The sequence below is a fragment of the Candidatus Eisenbacteria bacterium genome (genome assembly GCA_016867495.1).
Classification (GTDB): domain Bacteria; phylum Eisenbacteria; class RBG-16-71-46; order CAIMUX01; family VGJL01; genus VGJL01.
In genome coordinates, this window is sequence record VGJL01000017.1 from 1 (window position 1) to 16,646 (window position 16,646).

Below are 16,646 nucleotides of genomic sequence, written 5' to 3' on the forward strand. Positions count from 1 at the left end.
GGAGGCGGTTCGCTCGCTGCTACGAGGCCTCCCGAACGCGGTGTTCAAGGATCGCGACGAGTTCGAGCGCGCGCTCGACAGCGCCGCGCGGAAAGCCGGAGTGAAGCTGCCGGCCCCGGCCCGAAAGGCGATCCTCTCCGCCCTCTCGGAACGCGACGAGGGCGCCGCGATCTGTCGCGGTAAGGACGGCAATGCCGAGCCCGATCCCGAGCTGCGCGACACCGAGAGCGTGCCGCTGCCGGCCGGAGAGGATCCCGCGGATGCCGAGGGTGTCGCAGCAAGCGTCCGCGCCTTCTTCGGCCGCGAGGTCAAGCCGCACGTCCCGGACGCCTGGATCGACACGAGCAGGCGCGATCCCAGGGATGGCCGCGTCGGCCTGATCGGCTACGAGATCAACTTCAACCGCTACTTCTATCGCTACACGCCACCCCACCCCCTTGAGGAGATCGAGGCCGATATTCGGGCCATCGAGGGGGACATCATCCGGATGCTGGGGGAGGTGACGGGATCTGGTGGAACCCTCCAGTAAGTGTCGGCACTTGCGCGGGACTGCCGACAATTCCTCTCACCCGCCGGAGCCCAGTTGACGCCATAACTCCTTTTCAATCAACATAATACATGACGCTTTGGATTGCCGGATGTTACGAAACGTCGGGACTTGCGCACAAACCCCGACGTTTCGTATCATCTCGCGGCCATGACGAAATCAAACAAGGATCGAGCGCTTCGGCTGATCGAAGGACTGGGACTCGCACGCCCGAAGGAGCTGGAGGCGCACGGCGTCACTCGCGCACAGCTCGCGCGTCTGGTGAAGGAAGGGCTTGTGCTTCGGCAGGCACGGGGCATCTACGTGGCTGCCCACCACTCGCCCTCCGAAGCACACACGCTCGCGCAGGTTGCGAAGCGCGTGCCCGAAGCCGTGTTCTGTCTCCTCACGGCGCTGCGCCTCCACGACCTGACGACACAGTCGGCGGCCGAGGTCTGGATCGCCCTTCCGGAAAAGGCCCGCCGCCCACGCCTTGACTATCCCCGCCTTCGCGTGGCCCGCTTCTCCGGACCTGCCCTGACCGAGGGGATCGAGGAGCGCCCCGTGGAGGGGGTCATCCTCCGCGTCTACTCGGCAGCGAAGACCGTTGTCGACTGCTTCAAGTATCGGAATAAGGTCGGGATCGACGTCGCGGCCGAAGCGCTGCGGGACTTCAGCCGCAAGCACCGCGGCGAGGCCAACGAGCTCGCCCGGTTCGCCCGCCTCTGCCGGGTCGCGCGCGTGATGCAACCCTACCTGGATTCCATCGCATGACCGACAAGGCCAACCTCGCGGCGCTGCCCGAGGCCGTGCGACGGACTCTCCTGCGCCGCAACACACCGATTCCGAGCGAAGCGCCAATCGGTTTGACGCGGGCGTACTGGGAGAATCCCTCGCGGCCGACGCAGATTCGCGCGTTCACACGGCGGTCTGGGCTCGCGATGCCGGACGGCTTCGCGGACGAGTGCGCGCGCATGCTCGGCGCCTTCCTCTCTCCCCTGCTCGAGGATCTGCGCGGCGGAAGCACCCGGGGTGGGACATGGCCTCCGGGAGGGGCATGGCGATGAATGGCCATCGGTTCAAGCCGTACCCCGATTACAAGGACTCGGGTGCCGACTGGCTGGGGGAGATTCCGGCGCATTGGGAGGCAAGACGACTCAAGTACGTCGCGCCACCGCGCGCCGAGAAGCTGAGCACGAAACCCGACGACACCGTCTACGTGGGTCTCGAAAACGTGGAGTCTTGGACAGGGCGACTGCTGCTTGAGAACCAGCCCGAAACAGTGGACAGCGCGGTGGCCACTTTCTACTGTGGTGATATCCTGTTCGGGAAGCTGCGCCCATACCTTGCAAAGGCGGCCCGACCAGGCTTCGATGGAGTCTGCACGAGCGAGATTCTCCCGCTGCGGCCGGTCGAACAGAACACGCAGAGCTTTGTTATGTACTGCCTGCTGAATGCGCCGTACATCCGCTGGCTCGACTCGCTAACCTACGGGACGAAGATGCCGCGCGTGAGCCCAGAGCAAGTTGCGGGTAGCTTCGTGCCGCTTCCCCCCGAACCCGAGCAGCGCGCCATCGCCGCCTTCCTCGACCGGGAGACGGCGCGGCTCGATGCGCTGGTGGCGAAGAAGGAGCGGCTGATCGACCTACTCCAGGAGAAGCGCGCCGCCCTCATCACCCGCGCCGTCACCAAGGGCCTCGACCCGACCGTCCCCATGAAGGATTCCGGCGTCGAGTGGCTGGGGGAGATCCCGGCGCATTGGGACGCCAAGCGGCTGCGGCACGTCGGCGAACCTATCATTGGCTTGACGTACGAGCCCGATGACGTTGTTGGCCCAGACGAAGGAACAATGGTTCTTCGCGCCTCGAATGTCAAGGCTGGACGGATCGTATGCGACGACAATGTCTTTGTGAGGACCGCAATCCCGGAACATCTCAGAACTAGACTCGGAGATGTCCTCATCTGCGCGAGGAGCGGAAGTCGTGATCTCATTGGAAAGAACGCCACGATTGACGAATGTGCGGTTGGTCTGACGTTTGGCACATTCATGATTGTCTTCAGGAGTCCGTGCAACCCATTCCTGTTCTGCGTCTTCAATTCCGCGCTCTTCGAGTACCAGTCTGGGACATTTCTAACGTCCACAATCAATCAGCTCACTGTAGGCAACCTGAAGAACATGACTGTTCCTGTTGCGCCGGATAGAGAGCAGCACGCGATCGCGGCGTTCCTCGACCGAGAGACGGCGAAGCTCGACGCCCTCATCGCAAAAGTCCACGACGCCATCCGCCGCCTCACCGAGCTCCGCACCGCCTTGATCTCCGCAGCCGTAACCGGCAAGATCGATGTGCGTGAGGAGGATGGATGAACCGTGTAGCCGTGCGACCGGAGCTGCTGCGTTGGGCACGCGAACGGGCAGGGCGCACGACAGAGAGCCTACTCCGCAACTTCCCCAAGCTGGGATCCTGGGAGGCCGGCGAGACGCAGCCGACGCTGAAGCAGCTCGAGAGTTTCGCAAAGAGCCTGCATGTACCCGTCGGCTATCTCTTCCTGCAGCAGCCTCCCGAGGAGCCGATACCGATTCCTGACTTCCGTACCTTTGCAGATGCCGGGATGGTGCGGCCCAGTCCGGATCTTCTCGACACGGTCTACCTCTGCCAGCAGCGGCAGGACTGGTACCGCGACTTCGCACGCATGATCGGCCAAGAGGCTCTGCCCTTTGTTGGCGCCTCGCGCGCCGGCGATGACATCGTCCGCACGGCGGCAACCATTCGCGAGGCACTCGGCTTTGACCTTGAGGCGCGTCGAAGGCTACCGGCGTGGACTGATGCGCTCCGACGCTTCATCGAGCAGGCGGATTCCCTCGGCGTCCTCGTGATGGTGAGCGGCGTCGCCGGGAGCAACAACAGACGCAAGCTCGACCCGGACGAGTTTAGAGGCTTCGCGCTGGCCGATCCGATCGCACCTCTTGTCTTCGTCAACGGCGCCGACACCAAGGCAGCACAGATGTTCACGTTGGCCCATGAGCTGGCGCACGTCTGGCTCGGAGAGACTGCCCTGTCGAATGCCCAGGCGGCCGCTGCTCCAGCGCACGCAGTGGAGCGCTGGTGCAACCAAGTCGCCGCCGAGTTGTTGGTTCCCATGGAGCCGTTCCAGGAGGCGCATCACCGCGGCGCTGAGCTGTCTTCGGAGCTGGATCGCCTTGCGCGGGAATTCAAAGTAAGCACGCTTGTCATCCTGCGGCGGATGCACGATGCGGGCACCTTGCGGGGCAGGGCGTACTGGGACGCCTATGAACAGGAGTTGGACCGGCTGCGCAGCCTCCCGAGTAGCAGTGGCGGGAACTTCTACCTCACACTGGGCGCGCGCGCGAGCAAACGCTTTGCGCGCGCTCTCGTGATCAGCACGCTCGAAGGGCGAACGGCGTTCACGGAAGCGTTTCGACTGCTGGGTTTCCACAAGATGTCGACGTTCCGGGAGTTGGGGGACAGCCTGGGGATCGCATTCTGATGGCCTATCTGCTCGATGCCGACGTCTTCATCCGTGCTAAGAACCTGCACTACGGGTTTGACTTCTGCCCCGCGTATTGGGACTGGCTTGTCGAACGCAACGCTGAGGGCAAGGTCTTCAGTGTCGAGAAGGTCGGGGACGAACTGCGGGCAGGTGCCGACGAGCTGGCGCAATGGGCAGCGATGCAGGGCGATCGGTTCTTCCTTCGGCCCGACGCGGCTGTAGTCCCGTCCCTCGCTGCCGTCAGCGCGTGGGCTATGGGGCAGCATTACGATGCTTCAGCCGTGAGCACCTTCTTGCAAATCGCTGACTACTATCTGGTATCGCAGGCACACGCAGGTCGCTACACGGTGGTCACGCACGAGCTGCCTGCTGCCTCTCTACGGAAGATCAAGATCCCTGACGCCTGCATTGGGCTTGGTATCAAGTGCATGACTCCCTTCGAGATGCTGCGGGTAGAGCGCGCCCGCTTCATCCTGGCCAGCGGACCTACGACCGCCTCAAAGAACTTCGCGCCACGACCATCTCGGCCGCGGTGACTGGCAAGATCGCCGTGCGCAAGGAGATGGCTGGGCTGGTCTGACCCCCGGGACGCTGTGCTAGATCTGGAGCCGCCCGTCGAGCAGACCATCGGCCGGAGATTCTTGTTTGCATTTGTCGGCTCGTTCGCTAATAATGCGATCGGCTATTTTCGAGGCCGCAAACAAGGAGTGCCATCGTGCCGAAGCCGAAGATGAAGCGACACCCCCACGGCCGGCGGATCCGTTGCCCGGGCGGATACGAAGCCTATGTCCCAGATTCACTTCCGCCCCCCATTGACTGGGACGGAAGGCTCGCGGTAGCGCTTTCCAGGGCTGACCTGGCCGTCGGCCGACTGGCGGGAGAAGGCAGGCGCCTCCCGAATCCGCACCTCCTCATCCGGCCATTCGTGCGCCGGGAGGCGGTGCTCTCGAGCCGGATCGAGGGCACGCAGGCCACGCTGGGCGAGCTTCTCTCCTCGGAGGCGGGAGCCACAGTCGGGCGGAGTCCCGACGATCTCCGCGAGGTCGCGAACTACGTCGTGGCGTTGGAATACGGCGTCGAGCGGCTCCGCACGCTGCCCTTGTCCCTGCGGCTCGTGCGCGAGCTACACAAGCGTCTCATGCGGGGCGTGCGCGGGGAAGCCGCCACTCCAGGGATGTTCCGGCGTAGCCAGAACTGGATCGGCGGCCCCCGCAGCACATTGCGCGATGCGTCGTACGTCCCGCCTCCGGCTGACGAGCTGGTGGAGTGTCTCGGCGAACTGGAGAAGTTCCTCCACGACGATTCGCTTCCCCCTCTGGTCCATGCCGCGCTGGCGCACTCGCAGTTCGAGGCGATTCACCCGTTCCTAGATGGAAACGGGCGCGTTGGGAGGTTGCTCGTGACGCTTCTGCTTCTGGAGAAGCGTGTCCTCCCGTCTCCTCTTCTCTATCTGAGTGCGTACTTCGAAGCCACACGCGAGGAGTACTACGCACGCCTCTTATCGGTCACTGCGCGCGGGGAGTGGGAAGAGTGGCTGATCTACTTCCTCACGGCTGCCGCACATCAGGCCGAGGACGCCCTGGGACGGATCCAGCGGATCGATGACCTGCTCCTGCGCTGGCGGGCGCACCTCTCCAAGTCCCCTTCCCGATTGTCCGAGAGAGCGATCGATCTATTCGTGGAGAATCCGTTCTGGACTGTGAACAAGCTCGCGGAGAGACTAGATGTCGCTTTCACCACTGCCCAACGAGGTGTTGATCGGCTCGAATCGGTAGGCATCGTGACGCTGGTTGGCGAGGCAAGACGCAATCGGGTCTACTGCGCCCGCTCGATCCTCTCGATCCTGGAGGAGCCGCCGCGGATCGCCCCCGAGCTTCATGGACCCGGCCCGGAGCTATGACAAGCTGTGACAGACGGCTGTGACAAGCTATGACATGGAGCTGTGACATGCTGCGACATGCTGCCATTCTGTCCGAACCCGAGACCGCACCGGTCCGACAGGGATCCGGATGACCCCCGACATCTCCGAACGCTCCTTCGAAGAGGCGATCGAGTGCGGCCTGCTCCAGGGCGGGCCCGACGCCTGCGTTGGACACGCGGACGCCGTCCGCGAGACCTCGCTGCACTACGGCGACAACCCGCCCGGCGGCTACCACAGGCGCCGGCCCGAGGAGTACGACCGTTCCCTCTGCCTGCTCCCCCGCGATGCCCTGGACTTCATCCTCGCCACGCAGCCGAGGGAATGGGAGAGGCTCAAGCAGCACCACGGGGCCGATCTGAAGGAACGGTTCGTCAAGCGCCTCGCCTCAGAGATCGAGAAGCGCGGCGCGCTCGATGTCTTGCGAAACGGCATCAAGGACTCCGGCTGCAAGTTCCGCCTCGCCTACTTCCGTCCCGCCAGCGGGCTGAACGAAGAGACGAGGCGGCTGCACGCGGCGAATCTCTTCTCCGTCGTGCGCCAGCTCCACTACAGCCTGAAGAACGAGAGAAGTCTCGATCTCGTCCTCTTCCTGAACGGCATCCCCATCTTCACCGCAGAACTCAAGAACCCGCTCAACGGGCAGGACGTCACCGACGCGATCCGCCAGTACAAGACCGATCGCGATCCTCGCGAGCCGGTGTTCTCCTACGGCCGCTGCCTCGCCCACTTCGCGGTGGACCCGGACCTCGTCTATGTCACCACCCACCTCGTCGGGGCGCAGACCTGGTTCCTCCCGTTCAACCAGGGGAAGTTCGGCGGGGCCGGCAATCCCCCCGTGCCGCCCACGCGGGCCGGATACTCCACCGCCTACCTCTGGGAAGAGACCTGGTCGCGCGACAGCGTCCTCGACCTTGTGCGCCAGTTCATCCACGAGGTCGAGGAGGAGGACCAGAAGGGGAGAAAGACCGGCAAGCGCTATCTGATCTTCCCGCGCTATCAGCAGCTCGACTGCGTGCGGCGGCTTGTGTCCGACGCGCGCGCGACGGGGGCCGGGCAACGCTATCTCATCCAGCATTCCGCAGGGAGCGGTAAGAGTTTCACCATCGCCTGGCTCGCCCACCAGCTCTCCACGCTCCACGACAAGAACGACCGGCGCGTTTTCGACTCCATCGTGGTTGTCACCGACCGCCGGGTCCTCGATCGACAGCTTCAGACCACGGTCCGGCAGTTCGAACAGACCCTCGGCGTCGTCGAGAACATCGACACGACCTCGCGCCAGCTCAAGCAGGCTCTCGAGTCGGGCAAGACGATCATCGTGACGACGCTCCAGAAGTTCCCGGTCATCGCCAAGGAAATCGGGGAGCTGCCTGGCAAACGCTTCGCCGTGATCGTGGACGAAGCGCACTCTTCGCAATCGGGCGAGAGCACGAAGAGCCTGAAGGCGGTGCTCGCCTCCCGTTCGCTGGAGGAGGCTGAGGCCGAGGAGGCGGGCGCGGCGACCCCCGAGGAGGAACTCGAGAGCGCGATCCTCGCCGAGATGGAGAAGCGCGGGCGGCTTCCCAACCTCTCGACCTTCGCGTTCACCGCCACACCCAAGACGAAGACCCTCGAGCTGTTCGGCACCAAGCGCCCCGACGGGAAGTTCGAGCCCTTCCATCTCTACAGCATGCGCCAGGCCATCGAGGAGGGGTTCATCCTCGATGTCCTTGCGAACTACGCCACCTACAAGGCCTACTGGCGCCTGTGGAAGACGATCGCGGATGATCCGCGCTACGACAAGAAGAAGGCCGAATACCTGCTCAAGTCCTTCGTCGAGCTGCATCCTCATGCCATCGGCGAGAAGGTCCGCCTCATGGTCGAGCACTTCGTCGCCCAGGCGCAGGGCGAGATCGCCGGCAAGGCCAAGGCGATGATCGTGACGCGCTCCCGCCTCCACGCGGTGCGCTACAAGCTGGCGGTCGACAAGTGCCTCGCGGAGCGCGGGCATCGCTTCAAGGCGCTGGTCGCCTTCTCGGGGACGGTTCCGGACGGAGGGAAACACTACACCGAGTCCAACATGAACGGCTTTCCCGAGGCGCAGACGGCAAAGGTCTTCGACCAGCCCGACTACAGATTCCTGATTGTCGCGAACAAGTTCCAGACCGGCTTCGACCAGCCGCTTCTTCATACGATGTACGTGGACAAGAAACTGGGCGGCGTGAATGCCGTGCAGACCCTTTCGCGGCTGAACCGTGTCCATCGCGAGAAGAGGGGCACCATGGTACTCGACTTCGCGAACGAGGCAGACGCGATCAAGGCCGCCTTCGAACCCTACTACGAGACGACGATCCTCTCCGAGGCGACGGACCCGCACCTCCTCTATGAGATCGAGACGCGCCTTGGCGAGTTTCCCGTCTATGCCAAGACGGACGTGGACGAGTACGCCAGGGTCTACTTCGATCCCAAGGCCACGCAGGACCGCCTCTACGCCGTCCTCGCGCCGGTCGTGGACCGCTTCAAGGACCTGTCCGACGAGGAGAAACACGATTTCCGCGGGCAGCTCACGGATTACGTGCGCCTCTATGCCTTCCTCTCCCAGGTGCTCACATTCGCCGACGCAGATCTCGAGAAGCTCTATGTCTTCACTCGCGGCCTGCGAAGGCTGCTCCCTGCCGATCGCATTGAGCTTCCCCGCGAAGTTCAGCAGAACATCGATATGGAGTCCTACCGCATCCAGGAGATCAGTCGCGGGAAGATCGATCTCGAGCGAAGGCCCGGGCTGCTCGTCCCGGTCGGCACCAAGGACGCCCATGGAACGGCGCCCGAGGAGATGGAGTCGCTGTCCCGCATCATCGCCGAGCTGAACGAGCGCTTCGGCCTCGAGTTGGGAGACGAGCACAGAGTGACTCTCACGCAGATGATGGGAAAGCTCGATGGCGATACGGCCCTCGATGCTGCGGCGCGAGCCAACACGCGCGAGAACGTCCGGCTCACGTTCGACAACAAGGTCAATGATGTGATCCAGGACATCGTCAACTCGAACTTCGACCTCTACAAGCGCATCACCGACGACCGCGCTTTCGGAGAGGCCCTCAAGAACTTCCTCTTCGACATCTATCTCCGCGGCCATCGCAACGCGGAGGAGCTGATCAGGCAGGGCGAGTCGAAGACGCTCGAGTTCAAGTCCACTCTCCGATGGAGCCTCAAGCAGAATCGGCAAGACGACGTGGGGGTGACGCATGCCGTCCTCAAAACGATCGCCGCGTTCCTGAACACTGAAGGGGGCGATCTCCTGATCGGAGTGGCGGACGACCGCTCGATTGTCGGGATCGAGGTCGACGGGCTTGAGAACGACGACAAGTTCATGCGTCATCTGGCGCAGGTTGTGCGGAACGGCCTCGGAGATCGTGCCGGAACATGCATCGACCCCAAGACGCAGGTCGTGGGGGGCAAGACGGTCTGCGTCGTGAGCTGCCAGCGCAGCCCGGAGCCCGCGTTCTTGAAGTGGAAGAACACGGAGGCCTCCCCGGAGGGGGACTTCTTCGTTCGCAGCGGTCCGGGGACAGTCAAGCTTCCCGTCGAGAGTGCGCGGGAGTACATCCGTACTCGATTCCCGGGTTGGGGTGGAGGCAAGAAGGGAGAGGAGCGCGTCGAGTAGTTGTCGTGCGACAGCCGAACTGGCTCAGGCGGATGGCCGCTTGCCTATGATGCGCTACAATGGAATCGGTCTTGGATCCGTATTCCAAGGCTATCGAAAGGAGCAAGGACATGGCGATGTACGCGTGCCCGAAGTGCGGGATGTCGATCGGCATCATGACCTGCGGCAAGTGCGGCAAGGAGTTGAAGCACGAGACGATCACCACCCCCGACGGCAAGACCGTGCACGTCTCCGAGTGCCCGGAAGGACACGGCAAGGTGAAGTCGCCGCTCTGCTGCGGCCAGGACATGGTCTGCAAGATCTGAACCGGATCCCAGGCTCTTCAAGGAGGCTTTCTCATGAGCACGAGAGACCCCAATGAGTGCTGCCCGAGGTTCGACCCCGAGCCTTGGGACGGCAAGGAGCTGCACTGGCAGGACAGGCGCTTCGTGAAGGATCGAGTGGCCTGCTTCCTCCACGTCCCGCTCAACTTCGGAGCCGTCATGAAGCGCAACGCATGTGCCATCGAGGCGGCGGGCGCGATGCCGGCGGAGATGGTCGTCCTGGCGGACGAGAACTCCCTCTGGGGAACCGATGTCTACATCGAGGTGACCAAGGAGATCCCCGGCGCGCGGATGGCCAGCATCTCGGGAACGTTCCTCAGCAAGGTCTTCGAGGGGCCATACCAGAACGTGAGGAAGTGGATCGCCGAGATGAAATCCTTCGTGCAGGGCAAGGGCAAGACCCTGGGGAAGCTCTACGTCTTCTACACGACCTGTCCCAAGTGCGCCAAGAAGTATGGGAAGAACTACGTGGCGCTCTTGGCGCAGGTCTGATCCAGAGCGAAAACCCGCCCCAGGCCCGACGGGCGCCTCAGGCTCGCGATTGCCGCGCCTCGTGACTCGCGCGCGCCCTGTCGCTTGGCCTTCGCCTCAACGCAGGAAGTGCGACAGGAAGTGCCCCACGACCCGCGGCTCGAGCGCCAGGGTCAGCAGCGCCCCCCCGATCGCCCCACCGAGATGCGCGGCGTGCCCGACATGCCCTATGCCGCGACGCGCCCCCACGATCGAGAGGGCCACATAGCCGATCGCGAAGAGGAACGCGGGAATCCCGATCGGGATGAAGAAGATGAAGATGGGCGCCATGGGGAAGAAGAGCACGTACGAGAAGACCACGCCGGTCACAGCGCCCGAGGCGCCCACCGCGCGGTAGCCGTAGTCCCGGCTGTGGAGGATCAGCGTGAGGATGCTCCCCGCCAGCAGGCTCCCCAGATAGAGGATGAAGAAGCCCTTCCCTCCCAGGAGCCTCTCGATCGGCGGGCCGAAAAAGAAGAGCGTGAACATGTTCATGAAGAGATGGCCCAGATCCACATGCAGCAAGCCGGAGGTGAACGTCTGATACCACTTCCCCTGGCGCAGAATCTCATGGGGGGATGCCGCGTAGTCGCGGATCATCCTCCGGTTCGAAAAGCCCGCGAAGCTGACAATGGCGGTGATACCGATCGTGAGGAGCGAGACGGGCGTGGCGGCCAGGCTCATTGTCTGGACCCCCTGCATTCTTCTTCAGGCGATTCTCTGGCGGCGCGGCCAAGCTCCTTCACAGTCGCTTCCTCCCCCATCGATCTCCTCCCGGACTCCCGGCATCACCGCCCTTCCAATGCAGGCGCGATGACCAATCCTCGATCTTCCGAAAGATGTAGCCGCCCCCCTCCGCGCCCCAGACCTGCCGGCCCTGCGCGTCGAAGCCTCGATCCCAGCTCACGAGCTGCCAGGGCGTGATCGTCACCTCGGAGGTGGCGTACTTCGCCCCGCGCAGGTCGCTCGCGCACCCTTCGCCTTCTGTGCTTCCCACGTAGATCGGTCCCGCCCGCCTCTGCAGGAAGATCGAGCATCCCTCGCGCGGGATGAGGGAGTCGGGAGAGAGCGCGGCGAGCGGCTGGGCATCCTTCCAGGCGCCCGCGAATCGCAAGGGGTGATCGAGGGCGTAGACGCGGCTCTCGAATCGATTCGGTTCGATCTGCCGGAGCGAATAGACGCGCTGGCGGTAGGGTCTATCCTCGTGCCCGGCGACAGCCTGCTCCACGTAGAGCCAGCACCCGTCCACGCGCGCGGGCCAGATGGGCGCCATCCTGAGCCGGATATCGAGGTAGGTGGAGTCGCGCGCCGCTTGGTCCGCGCTGCTGAATGAACCGGCCATGCAGGATGCCAGCTTCTCGAGCCCTCCATCCTCGGCGACTCCCCCCGGATAGCGGGTGAAGCCGCATCCACCCATCGCGAACAGAAGCAACATGAGGGCGATCCGTCGGCGCATGTGGACAATGACCTCCATCTCGGTTTCTCTCAGCGTCCCTCTAAGCCCGGCGCGTCTTCCACGGCCTGCGTTCCATCCCCCCCGCTACAACCCCACGAGGACCTGGGCGAGGATGATCTTCAAGATCAATGCGATCGGATGCACAGCCGAGTAGGCGATTCCCGCGCTCTCGGAGCCGGTGTGCGAGTTCGCGAAGGCGAGGGCGGCCGGCTGCGTGTGGATGCCCGAGAGGATCCCATAGGTCGAGACCATGTCGTAGCGGAGCACGCGGCTTGCGATCAGGATGATCGCCGCCGCGGAGAGGATCGTGATCCCCGCCCCGACCAGCAGCAGCGCGAGCCCTTGCTCGGCTATCGTATGCACGAAGCTCCCGCCCGCCCTCGAGCCGATCCCCGCCAGAAAGAGGAGTATCCCGAGCTGACGCATCGTGAGATTCGCGTTGGCCGCCATGGTCCAGACGATCGGGCCCGTTCGCCCGAGCCGCCCGAGGATCAAGCCCACGATGAGCGGGCCGCCCGCGAAGCCGAGGCGGACCTCGCGCTCTCCAAAGAACGGCAGCGGGATCATCCCCACCAGCACGCCGAGGATGAGACCCAGACTGAAGGAGAGAAAGTCGGTCTCCGTGATGTCGCGAAGCGGATTGCCGAGGATCTGCGTCGCCCGCTCCATGTCCTCTCGCTGAAGGACGATGCGGATCTGATCGCCGAACTCCAGCGTCGTCCCGGGATGCGGCGTGATGTGGACGCCCCCTCTTCGGATTCGGCTCACGATGACCGGATGCCCGACGACGCTCGAGAGATCGCCGACCCTCTTGCCCACGATGCTCCTGTTGATCACGACCAGATCTCGGTACTCGATCTCGGGCGAGAGCTTCTCCACCGCCGCATCCACCTCGGGCCCCACGAGCAGCTTGGCCCGCCGGATCGCCTCGTCCGTTCCGATCCCGATGAGGACATCGCCCTCGCTCAGAACGACCTCGGGAGTGACCAGCTCGATCCGCCTTCCCTTCTTGATGCGCGTGAAGACCATCCCGGTCAGATCGGTCAGCATCGACTCTCCGAAACTCCGCCCGATCAGCTGGGGATTCGCCACGCGGAGCTCGCGCGTGAGGAAGTCGGCGCCCGAGCCCATCACCCGGGAGGCCAGCTCGCGCTCCTTCCCGAAGTCGACACGGAAGATTTTCGTCGAGACTTGCATTGCGAGGATCAGGCCGATGACGCCGAACGGATAAGCGACGCTGTAGCCCACGGTGGGACCGTCGAGACGCAGGCGGATCGCGGCGGGATCGAGCGTCGAGCCGGCCATGGTGTTGCGGAGGACCTCGATCGCCGCCGCAAGCGCCGGCGTATTCGTCAGGCTCCCGCAGAAGAGCCCCGAGGCGACCGCCGAGTCGACGCCGAGAAGCCGCGTCGCGCCCAGCGTGATCGCCGCGGCCAGGATCGTCGTCCCGCCCGCCAGCGCAGTCAGACGAACCCACTGGACGCGAAAGAGGTTGAAGAACATCGGCCCCGACTGCAGTCCCACCGAGTAGGCGAAGAGGATCAGACCCAGGACATGGATGTACTCCGGGATGACCAGCCGCTCGGGATCGATGGCCCCGAGGAAGAGACCGATGAAGAGAACCGCGGCGATCCCCAAGCGGAATCCGCCGATCCTGACGCTTCCTATGGCGTACCCAAAACCGATGATGGTGAATAGCAGCAGCGGCGTCGAGCGCGCCAGGAGATCGATCACTCCGCCCATGGATTCCGATGCCTCACCGCGGGCCTCCGTCATCAACATTGGGCCTGGAGTCCTTCGGACGCAAGATTGTTAGGTTCTCCCCGCCGCAGATCGTGTTGCGATCGAGGAGGAAGGAGTGGATCCCCTCGGCCCGCGTGCCGCGCAGCAGGGCGCCATGCCATCCCGTCGTGACTGCGAGGTAGTCGGGCCGCACCTCAGTCCAGAAGCGCTCTCTCAGATGCGCTTCCTCGGCGCTCCCCGCGCGCATCCGTCCCAAGTCCGAGAGAAGAGGAAGCAGCCTGTGGCTGTTCAGCCCGAGCAGATCGATCACGCGGTGGTTCCCGAAGAAGCGGATCGCGCCCGCGTCGCTGACCCCGACCGAAGCCCCCGCCGGGAGCTTCTCCGAGATCCACCTGCCCGCCGCAACCTGCTGCTCCTCGATGTTCCTGCAGTTCCAGGAATAGACGGCGCGCATGATCCGGTGTTGATGGACGAGGGTCGCGGCGACCGCGAACATGAGCAGGGAGAAGAGCCCGGTCCTCGCCGCGCGGCCAAGGAACCGCCTCATGATCCGATCCGCTTCGCCGACACCCATCCACCAGAGGACGACGAGGGCGATTGCCCCGGGGAGCAGGTAGCGGGCGAAGTAGAAGTTCTTGATCGAGCCGGCCTCATCCGGGCCGAGGATCAGGCCCATCGGAAGCTGCGTCGAAAGCGCATATAGAAACGCGAACGGGAAGAGGCCCGCGGCGATCGCCGCCGACGGCTGAACGTGGGCCAGCCGGCGGAGACCCGCCACCGCCAGCCCGAGCGCCGAGACTCCCAAGACGATCCTGAGCCAGGGCGCGGCAAACGATGTTCCAAGGAAGGGCTGGTAGAGCAGGAGGCTCGCGATGGCGGCCAGCTGGTCCTCGTTCATGAGCCCGAACCAATGGGCCTTCGCGTAGTAGGTCGAGGGGAACGGTCGCCCGGTGGCGAGGAGGCAACAGAGAATCCACGGGAAGATCACGCCGAGCGCGGGCAAGATCGTCCCGAGCGCGCCCCGTAATCGATCGCCTCGTGGTCCGTGAAGCAGCCTGGCGACCGCCAGCAGGGGCAGGAGCAGGTACCCCTCCGGCCGCGCCAGGATGGAGAGCCCCGCGCCGAGCCCCGCCAGCCGCCATCGCCCCCGCGCGATCCATCCGAAGGTGAGCATCAGAAGCAGGACGAAGAGAGGCACCTCCGTTCCGGAGACCGCCGCGAAGATCATGTAGGGAAGGAGGCAGACGCTCGCCGCGGCGGCGAGACCCAGGCGCGGACCGACGAACCTGCCGGCGAGGGAGACCGCCGCGACCGCCGCGGCGGCCGCCAGGAGAACGCCCGCCGCCTTCGCGGCCGCGACGGGAGGAATCCCGACCAGATGCGCCGGCGCGAGGAGGATGACCCAGAGAGGGCTCGTCGCGCCCGTCTCCGGTTCCCCCGGGTTGTACTGGAAGGGCCGCCCTTCGGCGATGCTCCTCGCATAGACCTGATGGATCCAGGCATCGTCCAGCGGGAGCCCGATCCGCGCGAATCGCGGCCCGGCCGCCTCGGATGTGACGTAAAGGAACGAGAGCGCCCCAACCAGCAGCAGAGCGGCAAGAAAGAGCCCCACCCTCTTGACGCTGATGGGGCCGATCGCCCTCTCGAGCATCTCTCCCACGGCACGCGCTGGACCAGCCATTCGGGGTCCGAGGATAGCGGCACAGCCGCGGAAAACAAAGCGAGCGAAGCGGGCCGCGGCGCGACGCCGCGCGAGGGAACCGAACGACCTGGCGGATGAAGAACGGCCTACGGAAGCTGGACCGTGAAGGTCGTCCCCTCCTCGGGAGTCGAGTGGAACGAGACCGTGCCGCGCAGATGGCGCTCGGCAAAGAGCTTCACGCTGTAGGTGCCGATGCCGTGCCCGCGCCCTGCCTTCGTGCTGAAGGAGCGCTGGAAGACCTGCAGCTTGACCTCCTCCGTCATCGTCCCGGCGTTGTGGACCGAGAAGGTGGGGTGCCCGTTACAGACATACGAGACACAGACGGTCCCGCCCGCCGGAGAAGCCTCTAGGGCGTTCTTGATTAGATTCCCCAATACGCGGCCGAGAAGCACCTCGTCCGATCGGATCAGGGTGGAGCCCGATATGAGCGGAGGGGCGATCCTCTTCCCATGAGAAGCGGAGTGATGGCTGTACATGATGCAGAGACGAACCAGCATCCGCGCGGCGTCGAACTCCTCCTCCTGCGCGGACAGCTCGTCCCGTTCCGCGGCGGCCAGATCGCGTTGCGCCAGGATTTCCTCCACCAGTTGCCCCGACATTTCCCGGGCCGTCTGGCTCAGCTGCAGGGCCTCCTCGCCGGAGAGCCCTGGCCAGATCTCGAGAATCGCGTGGAGTCCGCTGACCACGTTCAGGAGGTCGTGGAAGAATAGGCGCTCGAGGACCTCCCGGCGCTTCTCATCGGTGGCGTCGCGAACGGCGAAGACGGTGTAGCGCTCCCCCGCGAGCTCGATCGGGGTCGTCCAAACCCGAAGATCCAGCGCCGCGGGGCCATCCTTCGCGCTGCGCGTGATCCGGCAGTCCTCGACACGCTGATTCAGGGAATCCTGGCTCTCCCGGATCGCGCGCAACGCGCCGCAGGCGTCGCAGAACTCGGTCGTGCCGCACCCGCACTCTCCCTCGACGGCATGAACGCAGTCGAGGCAATCGCCCGGACGAAGCCCGAGAAGGTCCTCGACAGGCTGACCCACGAGAAGCCCCAGCTTGTTGTTCGCAAGCACGATCTGCCGCTGATCGTTGAGCACCATCGCCGGCTCGGGGAAGCTGTTCAGCAGGTCTGCGATCGAGCGGACTGCGGTGACCCGCCGATTCTGGCGGGCGATCTCGCCCCGCGACAACCGCACTGGTGCCGCGGTCCGCGCGGCGCGAAGCGGTGAGGACACTGGCCACCTCCTGCCTCGGGTCCCTCCGGACCGAGTCGCCCGTCTTATCGGCAGGATTGGCACCGCGCTTCAGAGGAACGCGCGGCGGGCCTCGCGAT

14 protein-coding genes and 1 pseudogene are annotated in these 16,646 nt (G+C 64.7%); 10 read left to right on the forward strand and 5 right to left on the reverse strand.

Translation table 11 applies throughout. The features are described from left to right. The first annotated feature begins 40 nt into the window (after positions 1 to 40). The 10 genes and pseudogenes from FJY88_03810 to FJY88_03855 all read left to right on the forward strand — a co-directional run bounded on the left by FJY88_03810 (position 41) and on the right by FJY88_03855 (position 10,409). Positions 41 to 529, forward strand: a complete 489-nt coding sequence (locus FJY88_03810) for a hypothetical protein (GenBank protein MBM3286465.1) — start codon at positions 41 to 43, stop codon at positions 527 to 529. Positions 530 to 697: 168 nt separating this feature from the next. Then, the gene (locus tag FJY88_03815; GenBank protein MBM3286466.1) at positions 698 to 1,300 is read left to right on the forward strand and encodes a transcriptional regulator; all 603 of its coding nucleotides are present in this window, start codon (positions 698 to 700) and stop codon (positions 1,298 to 1,300) included. Continuing rightward, complete coding sequence (locus tag FJY88_03820) at positions 1,297 to 1,593, forward strand: hypothetical protein (GenBank protein ID MBM3286467.1); 297 nt, start codon at positions 1,297 to 1,299, stop codon at positions 1,591 to 1,593. Before FJY88_03815 ends, FJY88_03820 begins: the two co-directional genes overlap by 4 nt. Next, entirely contained in the window at positions 1,566 to 2,891 is a 1,326-nt protein-coding gene (locus FJY88_03825; protein MBM3286468.1) for a restriction endonuclease subunit S, read from the forward strand. Before FJY88_03820 ends, FJY88_03825 begins: the two co-directional genes overlap by 28 nt. Next, positions 2,888 to 4,033: an ImmA/IrrE family metallo-endopeptidase gene (locus FJY88_03830; GenBank protein MBM3286469.1), complete on the forward strand. Its 1,146-nt coding sequence runs from the start codon at positions 2,888 to 2,890 to the stop codon at positions 4,031 to 4,033. Before FJY88_03825 ends, FJY88_03830 begins: the two co-directional genes overlap by 4 nt. Beyond that, positions 4,033 to 4,572, forward strand: a complete 540-nt coding sequence (locus FJY88_03835) for a DUF4411 family protein (protein ID MBM3286470.1) — start codon at positions 4,033 to 4,035, stop codon at positions 4,570 to 4,572. The genes FJY88_03830 and FJY88_03835 overlap by 1 nt, the downstream gene beginning before the upstream one ends. A 194-nt stretch (positions 4,573 to 4,766) precedes the next feature. Beyond that, positions 4,767 to 5,936 carry a Fic family protein gene (locus FJY88_03840; protein MBM3286471.1) on the forward strand — a complete coding sequence of 390 codons (1,170 nt, stop codon included), beginning with the start codon at positions 4,767 to 4,769 and terminating at the stop codon, positions 5,934 to 5,936. 109 nt (positions 5,937 to 6,045) lie between these two features. Continuing rightward, positions 6,046 to 9,057, forward strand: a pseudogene (locus tag FJY88_03845) (type I restriction endonuclease subunit R). Between the two features lie 647 nt (positions 9,058 to 9,704). Then, positions 9,705 to 9,899: a hypothetical protein gene (locus FJY88_03850; protein MBM3286472.1), complete on the forward strand. Its 195-nt coding sequence runs from the start codon at positions 9,705 to 9,707 to the stop codon at positions 9,897 to 9,899. Between the two features lie 33 nt (positions 9,900 to 9,932). After that, positions 9,933 to 10,409 carry a hypothetical protein gene (locus FJY88_03855; GenBank protein ID MBM3286473.1) on the forward strand — a complete coding sequence of 159 codons (477 nt, stop codon included), beginning with the start codon at positions 9,933 to 9,935 and terminating at the stop codon, positions 10,407 to 10,409. A 96-nt stretch (positions 10,410 to 10,505) separates the two neighbouring features. On the opposite strand, the gene FJY88_03860 is transcribed toward FJY88_03855, so the two are convergent. From FJY88_03860 to FJY88_03880, 5 genes are all read right to left on the reverse strand, one after another. After that, positions 10,506 to 11,111, reverse strand: a complete 606-nt coding sequence (locus tag FJY88_03860) for a rhomboid family intramembrane serine protease (GenBank protein MBM3286474.1) — start codon at positions 11,109 to 11,111, stop codon at positions 10,506 to 10,508. Positions 11,112 to 11,169: 58 nt separating this feature from the next. Then, entirely contained in the window at positions 11,170 to 11,901 is a 732-nt protein-coding gene (locus FJY88_03865; GenBank protein MBM3286475.1) for a hypothetical protein, read from the reverse strand. Between the two features lie 66 nt (positions 11,902 to 11,967). Further along, on the reverse strand, positions 11,968 to 13,665 hold the full coding sequence (locus FJY88_03870; protein ID MBM3286476.1) for a transporter: 1,698 nt from the start codon (positions 13,663 to 13,665) through the stop codon (positions 11,968 to 11,970). Further along, positions 13,640 to 15,277, reverse strand: coding sequence for a glycosyltransferase family 39 protein (locus tag FJY88_03875; protein MBM3286477.1), 1,638 nt, complete (start codon positions 15,275 to 15,277; stop codon positions 13,640 to 13,642). The genes FJY88_03870 and FJY88_03875 overlap by 26 nt, the downstream gene beginning before the upstream one ends. A 137-nt stretch (positions 15,278 to 15,414) precedes the next feature. Then, complete coding sequence (locus FJY88_03880; protein ID MBM3286478.1) at positions 15,415 to 16,548, reverse strand: HAMP domain-containing histidine kinase; 1,134 nt, start codon at positions 16,546 to 16,548, stop codon at positions 15,415 to 15,417. Between the last annotated feature and the right edge of the window lie 98 nt (positions 16,549 to 16,646).